Source organism: Capnocytophaga catalasegens (assembly GCF_026005215.1).
Taxonomy (GTDB): domain Bacteria; phylum Bacteroidota; class Bacteroidia; order Flavobacteriales; family Flavobacteriaceae; genus Capnocytophaga; species Capnocytophaga catalasegens.
Window position 1 is genome coordinate 21,250 of record NZ_BPMA01000041.1, and the last position, 14,482, is coordinate 35,731.

16 protein-coding genes are annotated in these 14,482 nt (G+C 33.3%); 8 read left to right on the forward strand and 8 right to left on the reverse strand.

Going from position 1 to position 14,482, the window contains the following annotated elements:
• Positions 1 to 18 precede the first annotated feature (18 nt).
• Together OO775_RS10745 and gluP are read right to left on the reverse strand one after the other, a co-directional pair.
• On the reverse strand, positions 19 to 1,794 hold the full coding sequence (locus OO775_RS10745) for an AMP-dependent synthetase/ligase (RefSeq protein WP_264847121.1): 1,776 nt from the start codon (positions 1,792 to 1,794) through the stop codon (positions 19 to 21).
• Between the two features lie 97 nt (positions 1,795 to 1,891).
• Complete coding sequence (gluP, locus tag OO775_RS10750) at positions 1,892 to 3,136, reverse strand: glucose/galactose MFS transporter (protein WP_264847123.1); 1,245 nt, start codon at positions 3,134 to 3,136, stop codon at positions 1,892 to 1,894.
• A 230-nt stretch (positions 3,137 to 3,366) separates the two neighbouring features.
• On the opposite strand from gluP, the gene pfkA reads away from it, so the two are divergent.
• The 4 genes from pfkA (at position 3,367) to OO775_RS10770 (ending at position 6,895) form a co-directional block, all read left to right on the forward strand.
• Entirely contained in the window at positions 3,367 to 4,359 is a 993-nt protein-coding gene (gene pfkA, locus OO775_RS10755; protein WP_264847124.1) for a 6-phosphofructokinase, read from the forward strand.
• Positions 4,360 to 4,368: 9 nt separating this feature from the next.
• Positions 4,369 to 4,842 carry a DinB family protein gene (locus OO775_RS10760; RefSeq protein ID WP_264847125.1) on the forward strand — a complete coding sequence of 158 codons (474 nt, stop codon included), beginning with the start codon at positions 4,369 to 4,371 and terminating at the stop codon, positions 4,840 to 4,842.
• A gap of 122 nt (positions 4,843 to 4,964) precedes the next feature.
• On the forward strand, positions 4,965 to 5,966 hold the full coding sequence (gene gap, locus OO775_RS10765) for a type I glyceraldehyde-3-phosphate dehydrogenase (RefSeq protein WP_264847126.1): 1,002 nt from the start codon (positions 4,965 to 4,967) through the stop codon (positions 5,964 to 5,966).
• A gap of 74 nt (positions 5,967 to 6,040) precedes the next feature.
• Entirely contained in the window at positions 6,041 to 6,895 is an 855-nt protein-coding gene (locus OO775_RS10770) for an N-acetylglucosamine kinase (protein ID WP_264847128.1), read from the forward strand.
• A 77-nt stretch (positions 6,896 to 6,972) separates the two neighbouring features.
• Here the strand turns inward: OO775_RS10770 and OO775_RS10775 are convergent, their stop codons facing one another.
• Positions 6,973 to 7,266, reverse strand: coding sequence for a GNAT family N-acetyltransferase (locus OO775_RS10775; RefSeq protein ID WP_264847129.1), 294 nt, complete (start codon positions 7,264 to 7,266; stop codon positions 6,973 to 6,975).
• Between the two features lie 189 nt (positions 7,267 to 7,455).
• Here OO775_RS10775 and OO775_RS10780 point away from each other — a divergent pair, with 189 nt between their 5' ends.
• Positions 7,456 to 8,094 carry an alpha/beta hydrolase gene (locus OO775_RS10780; protein WP_264847130.1) on the forward strand — a complete coding sequence of 213 codons (639 nt, stop codon included), beginning with the start codon at positions 7,456 to 7,458 and terminating at the stop codon, positions 8,092 to 8,094.
• A 5-nt stretch (positions 8,095 to 8,099) separates the two neighbouring features.
• Positions 8,100 to 9,041 carry a lytic transglycosylase domain-containing protein gene (locus OO775_RS10785; protein ID WP_264847131.1) on the forward strand — a complete coding sequence of 314 codons (942 nt, stop codon included), beginning with the start codon at positions 8,100 to 8,102 and terminating at the stop codon, positions 9,039 to 9,041.
• Positions 9,042 to 9,080: 39 nt separating this feature from the next.
• Here the strand turns inward: OO775_RS10785 and OO775_RS10790 are convergent, their stop codons facing one another.
• From OO775_RS10790 to OO775_RS10810, 5 genes are read right to left on the reverse strand one after another with little or no spacing between them, the layout of a single operon-like run.
• On the reverse strand, positions 9,081 to 9,512 hold the full coding sequence (locus OO775_RS10790) for a DUF4268 domain-containing protein (RefSeq protein ID WP_264847132.1): 432 nt from the start codon (positions 9,510 to 9,512) through the stop codon (positions 9,081 to 9,083).
• 21 nt (positions 9,513 to 9,533) lie between these two features.
• On the reverse strand, positions 9,534 to 10,403 hold the full coding sequence (gene folD, locus OO775_RS10795; protein ID WP_264847134.1) for a bifunctional methylenetetrahydrofolate dehydrogenase/methenyltetrahydrofolate cyclohydrolase FolD: 870 nt from the start codon (positions 10,401 to 10,403) through the stop codon (positions 9,534 to 9,536).
• Positions 10,404 to 10,439: 36 nt separating this feature from the next.
• On the reverse strand, positions 10,440 to 10,832 hold the full coding sequence (locus tag OO775_RS10800) for a pyrophosphohydrolase domain-containing protein (protein ID WP_264847135.1): 393 nt from the start codon (positions 10,830 to 10,832) through the stop codon (positions 10,440 to 10,442).
• Positions 10,829 to 11,863, reverse strand: coding sequence for a WD40/YVTN/BNR-like repeat-containing protein (locus OO775_RS10805; protein ID WP_264847136.1), 1,035 nt, complete (start codon positions 11,861 to 11,863; stop codon positions 10,829 to 10,831). The genes OO775_RS10800 and OO775_RS10805 overlap by 4 nt, the downstream gene beginning before the upstream one ends.
• Positions 11,864 to 11,875: 12 nt before the next feature.
• Positions 11,876 to 12,823 (reverse strand): LysR substrate-binding domain-containing protein, encoded by a 948-nt coding sequence (locus OO775_RS10810; protein ID WP_264847137.1) that lies wholly within the window; start codon positions 12,821 to 12,823, stop codon positions 11,876 to 11,878.
• Positions 12,824 to 12,947: 124 nt separating this feature from the next.
• Here OO775_RS10810 and OO775_RS10815 point away from each other — a divergent pair, with 124 nt between their 5' ends.
• Positions 12,948 to 13,427, forward strand: a complete 480-nt coding sequence (locus OO775_RS10815; protein WP_264847139.1) for a Dps family protein — start codon at positions 12,948 to 12,950, stop codon at positions 13,425 to 13,427.
• A gap of 170 nt (positions 13,428 to 13,597) precedes the next feature.
• Positions 13,598 to 14,473: a nucleoside phosphorylase gene (locus tag OO775_RS10820; RefSeq protein WP_264847140.1), complete on the forward strand. Its 876-nt coding sequence runs from the start codon at positions 13,598 to 13,600 to the stop codon at positions 14,471 to 14,473.
• Positions 14,474 to 14,482: the final 9 nt, after the last annotated feature.

Sequence of the window (14,482 nt, forward strand, 5' to 3'; positions counted from 1 at the left end):
TTTTATTTGTTGTCAAATTTATGCGTGTCCGTAAAAATTATTATACAAATCTTTGTATTTTTCAATAATTACACGACGTTTTAGTTTGAGTGTAGGGGTAAGGTGTCCGCTATCAATACTCCATTCGTCGGGAGTGAAATCGAATACTTTAATTTGTTCCCATTTGCCAAGTTTTTGGTTTATGTATTCAATTTCTTTACTTAATCGCGCTCTGATTTTCTCGTTGGCAATCAATTCTTTATTATCATCAGAGGCAGAAACATCGTGGCGTTTAGCCCAAGCACGGACAAAAGCGAAATTCGGTTGAATAATAGCTCCAGGCATTTTCTCACCATCACCAACAACCATTGCTTGTTCAAAGAATCGAGATTGTTTGAACATATTTTCGATATTTTGCGGAGCAATGTATTTTCCGCCTGAGGTTTTAAACATTTCTTTCTTTCGGTCGGTAATGGTCAAAAATCCATCTATATCTAAAATACCGATATCTCCCGTATGAAAAAATCCGTCAGAGTCAATAACTTCTTTTGTTTTTTCATCGTCTTTGTAATATCCGAGCATAATATTCTCTCCTTTGCACAAAATTTCCCCGTCTTCGGCTATTTTTACTTGTAGATTAGCAATTGGTTTTCCAATAGTTCCAATTTTCCATTCATTATTTCTTTCGCAATTAACAGAAACAACAGGAGATGTTTCGGTAAGTCCATATCCTTCCCAAATAGGAATACCTGCGGCAGAAAAAATACGTACCAAACGTGATTGTAAAGCAGCACTTCCTGAAATCATACGAAGATTTCCTCCGAGTGCTTGTTGCCATTTTGAAAAAATAAGTTTGCGTGCTATTTTCAGTTTGAATTCGTACCACCAACCATTGGCTTGATAAGGTTCGTATTGTTCGCCTAATTTTATTGCCCAAAAAAATAGAACTTTTTTTATTCCAGAAAGTTCTGTGCCTTTACTGTAAATACTATCATACACTTTCTCAACCAATCGGGGTACTACTGTCATCAGTTTGGGTTGAATTTCACGAATATTTTCGGCTATTTTTTCCATTGATTCGGCAAAATACAAGCGGATACCACAGTATTGGTACAAAGTGGTTAGCATTCGTTCAAAAATATGACATACAGGTAAAAAACTAAGGCATTTATCCCCAGTATTTACAGGAACACGATTTTGACAATCAATAATATTGCTAATAATATTATTGTGTGAAAGCATTACACCTTTCGGCTTTCCAGTAGTTCCCGAAGTGTAAATAATAGTAGCCAAATCGTGCGATTGAATATTTTTTTTTCGTACTTCAACTTCAGATTGATTGCTTTGGTCTTGTCCTAACGAAAGAATATATTGCCAATCTTTTGCATCTTTTACTTTATCAAACGAGAAAATTTCTTGTAAAGAAGGAATTTCATTTTTGATAGAAGTTACTTTTTCATACAAAAAAGCGTCTGAAGCAAAGCAAAATTTGCACTCGGCGTGATTTAATATATAAGCGTAATCTTCTTTGGAAATGGTAGGATAAATAGGTATATTTTGCGCCCCAATCTGCGTAATTGCCATATCCAAAATATGCCATTCTGTACGGTTATTAGACGAAACCATTGCTATTTTGTCATTTTTCTGTACCCCCAAGCGTAATAATGCTCGGCTAACACAATTTATTTTATCGACATATTCTGCGGAAGAAATAGCACTCCATTGTCCATTATATTTGGTTACTAACGCATCTTCAATAGGATATTTTTCTAATTGATGATAAGGGATGTCAAATAAACGAGTTACTCGTGTCATATAATAATTTTATTTGCAAAGATAGTAAATATTTTCATTAAATTAACGTTTATCTAATAAAGCTATATTAGATAAAAAGTAAAAATAGTTGAAAAATTTATTTTCTTCCGACTTTATGTCCTGCCATACCATAATATAATATAAATGCAAAACAAGGTAAACATAACCAATATGCGTTTTGCATACCGAAATTATCTTTTAAAGCAGCAAAAACAAGAGGGAGTATTGCTCCACCAGCAATTGCCATTGTTAGAAGGGAAGCTCCTGTTTTGGTAAGTTTCCCTAATCCGTCCATAGCCAAAGGCCAAATAGCAGGCCACATAAGCGAACAACCTAGTGCCATAAATGAAATAAAATAAATAGAATACTCCGAAGAGGCTGTTGCTACGGCAATTGTTCCAAAAATAGCCAGTAAAGAGCAGATTTTCAGTGCAGTAGATTGTGAAATATATTTAGGTATGAAAATAGCTCCGCAAATATATCCAATTATCATTCCGATAGAAGGGATAAAAGAGGCTAATTTACCAATATTCATCTCAAAGCCCAAAAATGAAATAGGTTGATTATCAATACCTAAGGTTTCAGAATAATCAACCATTGTAGTTAGAGAAATTGTTTCAACTCCCACATAAAGGAATAAAGCAAATGTTCCCAAAAGTAAATGTGGAAAATCAAAAATTGATTTTTTGTTAGAATCAATTACCAGTTGAGTATCGTTATTTGTTTCATCTTCGCCTTGTGCTTTTACTTCGGGAAGAGGAGCAATTAGTGAAATTAATCCTAAAAGAAGAAATACACCTACAATAATATAAAAAGGAAGTGTGAGGTCAGAGGTTTGTACCTGGGTTGTTTCTTTTCCAATAACAACTGCCAAAAATAAGGGTGCTATTGGCCAAGCCAATTTATTACAAATTCCCATTATACTGATACGTCGTGCAGCACTTTCGATAGGTCCCAAAATGGTCGTATATGGATTAACCGATGCTTGTAAGAAGGCATTTCCCGCACCACTTACAAATGATGCTAATAAGAATAATAGAAGACTTTCTGTATTAGCTGAAGGAATAAAAAGAGCAAAGGCAATAGCAAAAAGCAAAAATGAAAATGCCATAGTTCGTTTGTATCCGATTTTTTTAATTAAAATTGAGGCAGGATACCCAAAAATTAGAAAAGGAGTAAAAGTTGCTGCTACCAGCAGGTAACTCTTTGTTGAAGAGATGTTCAGTGTGTTTTTGAGTACTGGAATTAGATACGAGTTTATCCCTAGGGCAAATCCGATAGAAAAGAACATGAGTCCAATGAATGCCAATGGAATTACGAAATTTTGTTTTTGTGAAGTCATTTTTTATTTTTTTTAATTATTTTCAATAATAAAATCTTTAATCCTAAAAAGAGGTGCTAAATTACAAATATTTAGTTGATATACCAAAACTTTTTCTATATTTTTTTTATGTAAGACAAAACTAAAACGATAACGGGCTAATTTTAAAATAAAAAAGATATTAAGTATTTATATATGTTCAAAATGACATAATTTTACAAGCGAAAAATAATAAAATTTAGAGAAAGAAAATGTCAGGAAAGATTAAAAAAATAGCTGTCTTAACTTCTGGGGGAGATGCACCAGGTATGAATGCAGCTATACGAGCTGTAGTACGTACATGTGCTTATTACAAAGTAGAAATTTTGGGTGTATATAGAGGTTATCAAGGAATGATAGAAGAAGATTTCGTTGAACTCAATGCTCGTAGCGTACGTGATACCATAAATAAAGGAGGTACTTTTCTAAAATCAGCTCGTTCAAAAGATTTCAAAACCAAAGAAGGTCGAAAAAAAGCCTACGAAAATCTAAAAAAACACAATGTAGATGCCTTGGTTGTTATCGGTGGAGATGGGTCTTTTACAGGAGCTTTGCTTTTTAACCAAGAACATAATTTCCCAGTGATGGGTATTCCCGGAACGATTGACAATGATATTTACGGAACTACATACACCTTGGGTTATGATACGGCTCTAAATACGGCTGTTGAAGCTATTGACAAAATTCGTGATACGGCAAGTTCGCACAACCGAATGTTTTTTATCGAAGTGATGGGACGTGATGCCGGATTTATAGCCCTTAATACAGGTATCGGAGGAGGGGCAGAGCGTATTTTAATTCCCGAAGAAAATACACCTGTTGAAGAACTTTTACAAGATTTGGAAGAAGGACACGCCAAAGGAAAAACCTCTAATATTATAGTGGTTGCCGAAGGAGATAAATCGGGCAAAAATGTATTTCAATTGAAAGAATATGTTGAGCAAAAACACCCAGAATACGATATTCGTGTATCTGTTTTAGGTCATATGCAACGTGGTGGAGCTCCTTCGTGCTATGATCGAGTTTTGGCAACACGTATGGGAGTGAAAGCAGTTGAATCGCTTTTGGATGGAAAATCAAATTATATGGTAGGAATTAACAACGATAGAATGGATTTAGTACCACTTGAAAAAGCAATTAAAGGAGGAGAAGGAGATAAAATAGACAAAGACCTTATCCGTATTGCCGAAATAATGAGTGTTTAAAATTAAAAAATGAAAGACATCATCACACCTCAAGAATGGATTGAAAATTGGCAATCGAATCGCCGATTAACCCGCAAGGTTATCGAAACTTTCCCCGAGAAAGAATTGTTTGAATTTTCGGTCGGAGGAATGCGTCCATTTGCGAATCTTGCCGATGAATTACTTTATATAGCTGATTTGGCAATGAAGCAATTCATTGAAAATCAAATCATTGAATTTTCAAATTACATAGGTTATGCAGGAAAAACCAAAGCAGAGATTTTAGCCAATTGGGACAATACCACTGCTTTGATTGAAGCTTTTGGTAAAGAAACACCACAAGAGCGTTATCGTGAGGTGTTCAACTTGTTTGGTATGTTCAATTATTCTGTGATTGATAATTTGACCTATCTTGTTGAAAATGAGATACATCACCGAGGGCAAGGCTATGTGTATTTGCGAGCTTTGAATATTGAACCACCTGCTTTTTATAGTGAATTTTAAGGAAAAATAATACTAAAAAGTTTTTTTATTTTTCAAAAAATTTGTACCTTTGTAGAGTTTAGAAATTGATACTAAGAAAATATTTATAAACAAAATTTTTAAAATAATTAAAAAATAAATTTATGTCAACATTAAAAATTGGAATCAACGGATTCGGACGTATTGGACGTCTTGTGTTTAGAGCGGTTTATGAAAGACCAAATGTAGAAATCGTAGGGATTAACGACCTTCAAGATGTAGATTACATCGCTTACCTTTTGAAATATGATTCAGTTCACGGAACTTTCAAAGGAAACGTAGAAGTGAAAGACGGAAACTTAGTAGTTGATGGAAAAGTAGTTCGTATCACTGCTGAAAAAGACCCAGCTAATTTGAAATGGAACGAAGTAGGAGCTACCGTAGTTGCTGAATGTACAGGTATTTTTACTACATTGGAAAAAGCACAAGCTCACATTGATGCAGGAGCTAAAAAAGTGGTTATTTCTGCTCCTTCTGCTGATGCTCCAATGTTCGTTATGGGAGTAAATCACAAATCTGTAAAACCAACAGATACAATCGTTTCTAACGCTTCTTGTACTACAAACTGTTTGGCTCCTATCGCAAAAGTAATCAATGATAACTTCGGAATCGAAGAAGCGTTGATGACTACGGTTCACGCTACAACAGCTACACAACTTACTGTTGATGGACCTTCTAAAAAAGATTGGAGAGGCGGACGTTCAGCTCTTATCAACATTATTCCTTCATCAACAGGAGCTGCAAAAGCGGTAGGAAAAGTAATTCCTGAACTAAACGGAAAATTAACAGGTATGGCGTTCCGTGTGCCTACTGCGGACGTTTCAGTAGTGGATTTGACAGTTCGTACTAAAAAATCAACTACACTTGCTGATATCAACGCAGCTATGAAAAAAACAGCAGAAGGAGAACTTAAAGGAATTCTTGGATATACTGACCAATTGGTAGTTTCACAAGATTTCGTAGGCGATAAAAGAACTTCTATCTACGATGAGAAAGCAGGTATCGCATTGAGCGACAACTTCTTCAAAGTAGTTTCTTGGTATGATAACGAGGCTGGATATTCTAACAAATTGGTAGATTTGGCAGAACATATATCTAAAATTTAAATTTAAAAGTTTAGTATATAACACAAGGAAAATGCCTGAAATTTCAGGCATTTTCTTTAAAATCGTAATAATTTATGATACTGATAGTAGATAGTGGAGCTACCAAAGCCGATTGGACAGCTTTGAACAGTTCAGCAGAAAAACTTTTTGAAACTCAAACACTTGGATTGAATCCTGAGGTTCTTACTGAAGAGGTTATTACTGAGCGAATTACGAGTAATTTTGAACTTTTTGAAAATCGTAAAAATATAAAAAGTATTTACTTCTATGGAGCAGGTTGTGGAACTGAACGAATGATTTCATTTTTGAAAAAAGTATTGGAAAAATTCTTTACCAATGCAGATATTCAAGTATGTGAAGATACTTTTGCGGCAGTATATGCAACTACTCGTCCTGAGGAAAAAGCCATAGTATGTATCTTGGGAACAGGTTCAAATTGTAGTCTTTGGAATGGAGAAAAATTAGTGCAAGCAGTCGATTCTTTAGGATATATAGTAATGGATGAATGTAGTGGTAATTACTTTGGAAAACGACTTATCACAGATTATTTCTTCAAAAAAATGCCAGATTATTTACATAAAAAATTTGAAGAACAATTTGATTTAGACTCTGATGTCATCAAAAATCATTTGTACAAATTGCCTAATCCGAATAGTTATTTAGCTACATTTGCTCGTTTTTTAGTAGAGAACAAAACGGAAGATTATTGTCGTGATATGGTAAGAAAAGGTGTGCAACTTTTTGTAGATCACTGGATTGTACAATATGAAGGTTGCCATGAACTTCCAATAAATTTTGTAGGAAGTATTGCATTTTACTTGCAGGACATTCTCAGAGAAGTACTCGCTGAAAACAATATGAAAGCAGGGGTTATTTTACGAAAACCTATTGATGGATTGGTTGCTTATCATATACAAAAACAAAAATAGAGTTGAATTTTTCATTAGAGATAAACCTCTAAGTGATTGTTTCTTAGAGGTTTATTGTTTTTGTGAGTAAGGAATATTTACATACGAATTCCAGCTGGAAGCAAATCGTAATACTCTTTATGGGCTTTAAAAAATTTCTTCAAAGCCGAGCAAGTAGGCATTGCTTTTAGTTTGCGATTACGAATTTCATTCAACACAGAAGCAATGAAAAGTTGCGTCTCTTCGCTTTCTTCATTTTCTTCGCTTGGTAGAATGAGTTTGGTTAAAAATATTTTTCTTTCTTGTAAAGAGTATTCAATACCCCACGTTTTGCCTTCTATTTTTGCTCTGAACTGGCGCAAAAATTCATCATCAGAAATTTTCATAACCATAAAAATTAGTTTTAGTTCTGTTTTTGTTTAAAAAAAATAAAAAATTACAAAAAAACGAATTTTTTTTATAGATTTGCCTGTGATTATTTGGGGTTAATCTTTTACACTGCAAAGGTACAAAAATAAGTTAAAATAATCGACAAAAAAAATAAGAAAATGTTTTCTTTGGCAAAAAAAGATATATATTGTATGCCAGGAATGGCTGCAAGCCCTGCTATATTTGAAAGAATTTGTTTGCCGGAGCCTTTTGAATTACATTTATTAGACTGGGAAATGCCTCTGAAAGATGAATCTTTACACGATTATGCAAAGAGAATTATTAAAAAAATAAAAACGCCAAAACCTATTTTGTTGGGAGTTTCTTTTGGAGCAATTATTGTTCAAGAAATAGCTAAAATTATTGATTACGAGTGTATTATAATTGTTTCAAGTATTAAAAGTCATAAAGAGCTTCCTCCTCGATTGCGATTAGCAAGGCAAACGAATTTGCACAGAATATTACCAACGCAATGGATTATCAACAAGAAGTTTTGGAAATTTTTTTCGTTTGTTCGAACAATAAAATTTCGGCAGAAATTATATGAAAAATATATGACAACAATGTGTAATGCTCAATATTTAGATTGGGCTATTGATAAGTTGATTCATTGGCAACAACCCAAGCCTTTGCCTAAAACTTTTCATATACACGGAGATAATGATTGGGTTTTTCCTATACAATATATTGAAAACCCGATAGTTATACATAAAGGAACACATATTATGATTATCAATCGGTATCGATGGTTTAATGAAAATTTACCCAAATTGTTAATTGAAAAAACATAAATGATATGAAAATAATTACATTTTTTAGACAAATTTTTGGTGCAGTAGCTGTAATAGGGCTTGCTTTGTTATTGATCAACGCAAATACTTCTGAACAAAGCCGTCCTTTTATGAATACACCTGTACAAACTCCTGAAAGTCGTCCTGTGCATGATTATAATATTTATGCAATTGATTTGCCAGAAACGATAGACTTTGCAGGTGAACGTGTCCCGTTGGAGATACGTGATGTTAGAGAGCGTTTTGATAGAGAACTTTTGGTAAATACCTATTGGCAATCCAACGGATTGTTACTTATCAAGCGAGCTCATAAGTTTTTTCCAATTATAGAACCTATTCTCAAAAAAAATAATATACCTGATGATTTCAAGTATTTGGCTCTTATAGAAAGTGGTTTGCAAGATGTTGTTTCTCCTTCTGGCGCAGTTGGTTTTTGGCAATTTATGAAAAATACAGGCAAAGAATATGGGCTAGAAGTCGCCGATGAAGTAGATGAACGCTATCATTTGGAAAAGGCTACGCAAGCTGCTTGTGAGTATTTAAAAAATGCTAAGCAAGATATGGGAAATTGGACTCTGGCAGCTGCTGCGTACAATGCTGGAAAAACAGGAATACGTAACCAAATCAATAAGCAAAAAGTTTCAAATTATTATGATTTACACTTTAATAGTGAAACCAGCCGGTATGTATTTCGGATACTTGCTTTAAAAGAAATAATGAAAAATCCACAGCGCTACGGATTTAATTACACAAAAGAACAACTTTACGATAGCGATGCTGTAAAATATCTGCAAATAAGTAACTCAATTCCCGATTTAGCAACTTTTGCATTGGAACAAGGAATAAATTATAAAATTTTACGTATTTATAATCCGTGGCTTCGAGATATGTCTCTTGAAAATAAGGAAAGAAAAACATATCTTATTAAGATACCAATTACAAAATAGTTATAATTGTAAAAACTGCCTCTTTTGAAGGCAGTTTTTTTATTCTTGGGTAGCTTTTATAAAATCTTCGTATTCTTGCCAAAAATCTTCAAATAATAGCATCGAAGTATGTAAAAATTCCATTGTTTCAGCCCAAGTATTCTTGTTATGAATACAAACATTTTGCTTTTCAACATAGATTCGAGAAATTTCTTTACCATTTTCTAATAAAAAACTATCTTCGTAGATAATCTCGGGCAGATATTCCTCCAAAATAGAGTGAAGCGCTTGCATTTTTTCGTAATATTGGATACGTTTTTGCAAATTTCCTTCAATATCCATTGTAACTAATGCTTTTTTCGTATCAAAATGGAATTTAAAACTAAGTTCTTTTATCTTGGTATGATATAATATCCATTTTCGAGGAAATGATTTTCCGAATGAAGTCCAAAAATCTTGTCGTATTCTTGCTGATTCTTCTTTACTAAACACGTTTTTTGAAAAAATTAAAATTTAACGTTTACGTTTTCTGGCAAGCAATGTATTTTTCATTAGCATAGCAATAGTCATAGGTCCCACACCTCCTGGCACTGGAGTTATATATGATGCTTTGTCTTTTACGTCTTCAAAATCAACATCTCCTGCAATACGATATCCTTTGGATGATTTCGCATCTTCAACACGTGTAATACCAACATCAATAATTACAACATCGTTTTTAACCATATCTGCTTTCAAAAAAAGAGGTTTTCCTAATGCAACTATTACAATATCAGCTTTTTGTGTATATTCAGATAGATTTTTAGTACGGCTGTGAGTAAGCGTTACAGTAGCATTCCAATTTTTTTGCGAAAGCAAAATACTCATAGGTCTTCCAGCAATATCGGAACGCCCAATGACAACGACATTTTTGCCTTCGGTAGAAATGTTGTGTCGTTTGAGCAGTTCCAAAATACCAAAAGGCGTAGCAGGAATAAAGGCTTCAAGTTCCAAAGCCATTCTTCCAAAATTGGTTGGGTGAAAGCCATCAACATCTTTGTCTGGGTCGATTGCCAGAAGAACTTTTTGTTCGTTGATATGCTTGGGAAGCGGAAGTTGTACAATAAATCCGTCAATATCAGGATTTTGATTAAGTTTTTGTATTTCAGTCAAAAGTTCTTCCTGCGAAGTATCTTCGGGAAGAGTAACCAATGTAGAGTTGAAACCAACTCGCTCACATGCAGTAACTTTGTTGTTGACATAGGTCATACTTGCTCCATTATTTCCTACCAGAATAGCGGCCAAATGAGGTACTTTTCCTCCATTGTTTTTGATTTGTTCTACTTCAAGAGCTATTTCTTTTTGTATCTCTTGTGAAGTTTTTTTTCCGTCAAGAATTTTCATATTTTCTATATTTTTTTGGTTAGATATAAATTGAAATTAAATAGTTTCTTCGATAATTTTTTTGATATTAGGTTTGAAATAATCAGGACCTTTGAGCACTTTACCATCTTCGCGATAAATAGGTTTTCCGTCTTTTCCCAGTTTACTCATATTACTTTTTTGTATTTCATCGAAAACTTCTTCTATTTTGTACTGCATGCCGTGTTCGAGTATTGTTCCGCAAAGGATATACAGCATATCTCCCAAAGCATCGGCTACTTCTACAAGGTCATTGTTAAGAGCAGCTTGCAAGTATTCTTCATTTTCTTCTTTCATTAAGTTATATCGTAAATATTTTTTCTCTTCACTAAGAGAAGTAGTTGGTTTCTCTTGAATACCTAATCCAAAAGATTTGTGAAATTGTTTTACAGCATCTAATTGTTTTTTCATGGTTTATTATTTATTAAATCGAAAAGCTTTATTTGTTTATTTCGTGAAGCCATAATAGAATGTTTATCGATACAAGCAATGGCATAAAAACCTTCTTTGCTTATTTGTTTCCAAGTATTGCCTTTGTCAGCAGAAAACCAAATGCCACTATCTCCTGTAACGATAATTTCATTGCCCGATGTGTTGGGAATGTATTTAACACAGCTTAAATATCCCATAGTATTTTCTACGGTTTTCCACGTTTTGCCTCCATCAGAAGTAAGTGCGATATTACCGATACTTTCAGAGAGATTTTTATAATCACCTCCTACAACAATTCCCTGATTTTCATTATAAAAATCGACAGAGAAAGCTCCTTTGGAGCTACTTCCTTTTTGCAGAGGTAAGGGATATTTTGTATAATTTTGTTCTGATAGTATGTAAAGATGACTCTTTGAACCACCTGTAACAAATCGAATATCGTTTTCTAATACGCAAAGACTACTATTACTTGCTGCAAAAATAAATTCATTTGTAGCAAGCTTTGGTAAATGAGTTGTAACTTTTTCCCAAGATATTCCGCCATTTATTGTTTTTATAAGGCAAAGATTTCCATCAATTGGATCTGCGATTGCAAAGCCTGTTTTTTCATCTCGAAAAATCATTGCATTGTAAAAAATATTTTCGTTTTCATCTTTATAAACTAAATTCATTTGATTCATTTCTGTTTTGTAAAGAAGAGCAGGTGAGGCAACGGAAAGCATCAGAAAATCGGTAGGAGTAGCACTTACCATTCTAAAATCAGGATATTGATTATTGTATGAGATTGTCGAATAGTTCATAGTGAGTTTACCTAAATCAATCAATCCGAAGACTCCTTCGGAGCCAGCAAATCCCACTACATTATCAAAATGAACCATTGCCCGAACTGAAGTTGGTATTTCGAAATTTTTCCGTTCTTTCAATTCAATATTTCGAGTGATATATTTGTCAGAAGAACAATTTCCTAAAAGGAATGTACCTATTATTATATATAAAATAGTTTGTTTCATTAGCTATAAAATTTATTTTTTTTGTAAAGGGCTGATAATTTTCACATTTTCAAAAGCAATAGCCCCACGTACAATTTCCAAAATAAGTTTATGTAACGCATTGATTATGTTACTTTTTAATTCATTATTGTGGTAGATAAGGCTTATTTCACGTGCTGGTGAAGGTTCAGAAAAATAGCTTAGATTTTTTTTATTTTCATCACTTAAATCAAGCGTGTGTAGATAGGGAAGAAGTGTCATGCCCAAACCTTCGTTAGCAAGTTTTATAAGAGTTTCAAAACTTCCACTTCGTATTTCAAATGTTTCATTCGGGAGTGCTTTTTTCTGTGGTTGGCAGAGGTTAAGCACACTATTACGGAAGCAATGTCCATCTTCAAGCATTAAGATGTCTTCAACTTTCAAATCAGATATTTTTATACTTCTATTATTATTTCTAAGTCGGTGATTATTAGGGATATAAGCAACAAAAGGTTCGTGAAAAAGAGGTTTTTCAACGATAAAATCTTCTTTAAGAGGAGTTGCAACGATGGCAGCATCTAATTCGCCCTGTAAAATATAATTGATAGTATCTTGAGTATTGAGTTCTTCGATTTTAAGGTCTATTTTGGGGTATTTTTTAATAAAATTGTTTAGAAACATAGGCAGAAGAGTAGGAGTAATAGTAGGTATAATCCCCAAGCGAAACTCTCCTCCAATAAAACCTTTATGAATAGAAATAATATCTTTTATTCGTTGTGATTCATTCACAATATTTTTGGCTTGTTCAATGATTTTCGCACCAATGTCAGTAGCTTCTATGGGTTTTTTAGTACGATCGAATATTAGTATGTCTAACTCTTCTTCAAGTTTTAAAATCTGCATACTTAGCGTGGGTTGTGTTACGAAACATTTTTTAGCAGCGGTTGAAAAATTTTTGCATTGTGCCACTGCCAATACATATTGAAGTTGAATAATTGTCATTAGTGAAAATGAATTAAATTGAAATTTTCGATAAAGTTATAAAAAAAATTGATTATAAAAATAATTTTGACTTACATTTTTTTCGTATCTTTGCTTCATAAATTATAATAAATAATATAAATATATGAGTTACAATGCATTAGGGCTTGAAAAAGCCAAAGTAGAAAAAGTTGCCAAAGAGTTGAATATTTTGTTGGCTAATTTTCAAACATATTACCAAAATTTACGTGGAGTACATTGGAATATCAAAGGAAAGCGTTTTTTTGAATTGCATGTAAAGTTTGAGGAATTATACAATTTAGCAGCCGAACACGTTGATGTTATAGCTGAACGTATATTAACCTTAGGTTTTACTCCTTTACATACGTTAGAAGAATATGCTAAAAATTCTTCTGTACCCGTAGGGAAAAATATTTGTGCTGATGAGCAAACGGTTCGTTTGGTTATTGAAAATCTTACAGAATTACTCAAAATTGAGCGTAAGTTACTTGAACTTTCTGATCAAGCAGGCGACGAAGGTACTAACTCAATGCTTAGTGACCTTGTTACTGAACAAGAAAAAAATATTTGGATGTTGAAGTCGTACCTTAATGAAGCGATTTAACATTGGAGTAAATTATCTCGGTTAAATGAAATCAATACTTCCTATAGATTTAATTCGGTAGGAAGTATTTTTTTGTTAAAAAGCAAAAATAATACATTTTGTTAAAATAAAATTTGGCTCTAAGAAAAAAACATCGTACCTTTGAGAAAATTTTATAAAAAAGAAAAATAATGAAAATACAAGCATCTGAATTAATTTTAAATGCTGATGGAAGCATTTATCACATTAATTTGAGACAAGAAAATGTAGCAGAAACAATTATTCTTGTAGGAGACCCTGAGAGAGTGCCTCGTGTGAGCAAATATTTTGATACAATAGAATTTTCGACCCAAAAACGAGAATTCTGCACACATACGGGTATTTACAAAGGAAAACGTATTTCGGTAATTTCCACAGGGATAGGTCCTGACAATATTGATATTGTCATCAATGAATTAGATGCACTTTTTAATATTGATATGCAAACACGACAGCCAAAAACCCAACATACACGATTAAATTTTATTCGATTAGGAACATCGGGGTCATTGCAGGCTGATATTCCGGTTGATAGTATTGTACTCTCTTCTCACGGGTTGGGTATGGATAATATGATTCACGCATATCGTGATGCTTTTCATATTCGTGAAATAGCTATGGAAGATGCTTTTATTGAGCATACTTCGTGGTTTGAGCCTAAAGGACGACCTTATATTGTTACTTGTGGAGAAATATTGAGAGAACACTTAATAAGTCCTCAGATATTTCAAGGAATTACAGGAACAGCACCTGGGTTTTATGGTCCGCAAGGGCGAGTACTTCGACTACCAGTACAAGATGCTTTTTTGAATGAAAAATTACATACATTCGTATATGGTGATACTCGAATGACCAATTTGGAAATGGAAACATCAGCTATTTATGGTTTGTCAAAACTTTTAGGACACCAAGCGGTATCACTCAATGCTATTATTGCCAATAGAGCTACAGGAACTTTCACCAAAGACACTAAGAAAGCTGTGGAGAATTTGATTCAGTATGCATTAGATAAAATAGCAAAAATATAATTTTAAACC

Excerpts from the sequence above, each read along its gene's own strand:
- gluP (WP_264847123.1), bottom strand. The coding sequence starts at position 3,136 with ATGACTTCACAAAAACAAAATTTCGTAATTCCATTGGCATTCATTGGA.
- gap (WP_264847126.1), top strand. The coding sequence starts at position 4,965 with ATGTCAACATTAAAAATTGGAATCAACGGATTCGGACGTATTGGACGT.
- OO775_RS10800 (WP_264847135.1), bottom strand. The coding sequence starts at position 10,832 with ATGAAAAAACAATTAGATGCTGTAAAACAATTTCACAAATCTTTTGGA.
- OO775_RS10760 (WP_264847125.1), top strand. The coding sequence starts at position 4,369 with ATGAAAGACATCATCACACCTCAAGAATGGATTGAAAATTGGCAATCG.
- OO775_RS10770 (WP_264847128.1), top strand. The coding sequence starts at position 6,041 with ATGATACTGATAGTAGATAGTGGAGCTACCAAAGCCGATTGGACAGCT.
- OO775_RS10745 (WP_264847121.1), bottom strand. The coding sequence starts at position 1,794 with ATGACACGAGTAACTCGTTTATTTGACATCCCTTATCATCAATTAGAA.
- OO775_RS10780 (WP_264847130.1), top strand. The coding sequence starts at position 7,456 with ATGCCAGGAATGGCTGCAAGCCCTGCTATATTTGAAAGAATTTGTTTG.
- folD (WP_264847134.1), bottom strand. The coding sequence starts at position 10,403 with ATGAAAATTCTTGACGGAAAAAAAACTTCACAAGAGATACAAAAAGAA.
- OO775_RS10805 (WP_264847136.1), bottom strand. The coding sequence starts at position 11,863 with ATGAAACAAACTATTTTATATATAATAATAGGTACATTCCTTTTAGGA.
- pfkA (WP_264847124.1), top strand. The coding sequence starts at position 3,367 with ATGTCAGGAAAGATTAAAAAAATAGCTGTCTTAACTTCTGGGGGAGAT.
- OO775_RS10815 (WP_264847139.1), top strand. The coding sequence starts at position 12,948 with ATGAGTTACAATGCATTAGGGCTTGAAAAAGCCAAAGTAGAAAAAGTT.
- OO775_RS10810 (WP_264847137.1), bottom strand. The coding sequence starts at position 12,823 with ATGACAATTATTCAACTTCAATATGTATTGGCAGTGGCACAATGCAAA.
- OO775_RS10775 (WP_264847129.1), bottom strand. The coding sequence starts at position 7,266 with ATGGTTATGAAAATTTCTGATGATGAATTTTTGCGCCAGTTCAGAGCA.
- OO775_RS10820 (WP_264847140.1), top strand. The coding sequence starts at position 13,598 with ATGAAAATACAAGCATCTGAATTAATTTTAAATGCTGATGGAAGCATT.
- OO775_RS10785 (WP_264847131.1), top strand. The coding sequence starts at position 8,100 with ATGAAAATAATTACATTTTTTAGACAAATTTTTGGTGCAGTAGCTGTA.